Annotated in this window: 1 protein-coding gene; it reads right to left on the bottom strand. The window is 53.3% G+C overall.

The genetic code is table 11. The features are described from left to right. Window positions 1-702, bottom strand: a 702-nt coding sequence (locus ABRP88_RS11410) for an IS256 family transposase (RefSeq protein ID WP_349837264.1), incomplete at both ends; no start/stop codon positions are given.

The following is a 702-nucleotide window of genomic DNA, read 5'->3' on the forward strand; positions in this document are numbered from 1 at the left end:
GAAAATTCCTTCAACGCTGCTTCTGCCGTGGATTCATCAGTAGCCGTATAAACCTTCTTCAACGCGGCTGATACAGCCCGGCGATCCCCGTAGGCCACCCACCGATTCGCGGCACGTATCAGGTGCACGATGCAGGTTTGTACCATGGAATTCGGCCAGGTTGCCTCCACTGCCTCTGGTAGGCCTTTCAGCCCGTCACAGCAGACGATAAAGACGTCTTTGACCCCGCGGTTAGATAAGTTGGCGCACACGTGTGCCCAAAAGGAAGCACCTTCTTCTTTGGCAATCCACAATCCCAAAATATGCTTGATCCCGTCGAGGTCCACCCCGATTGCCATGTACGCAGACTTGTTAACTACCCGGCCGCCGTCGCGGACTTTAATGCGCAACGCATCCAGGAATATCACGGGGTAGAACTCGTCTAACTGGCGGTTTTGCCAGATCATGACCTCATCCAAGACTGCGTCTGTAACCGCCGAAATCGTCTCATGGGAGATATCAACCCGCATCGCAGTTGCCATATGGTGCTGGATATCCCGAATGGTCATTCCGCCGGCATATAAGCTGACAATCATATCGTCAACATCTGTTAGCCGCCTAGAGCCTTTAGGAACCATGGTTGGGATAAACGTCCCGGCCCGGTCTCGTGGAACATCAATGTTTACTGGCCCGTAGTTAGAATCCACGGTTTTCGGGTAGGTG

The organism is Corynebacterium sp. KPL2734, from assembly GCF_040225595.1.
Taxonomy (GTDB): domain Bacteria; phylum Actinomycetota; class Actinomycetes; order Mycobacteriales; family Mycobacteriaceae; genus Corynebacterium; species Corynebacterium rhinophilum.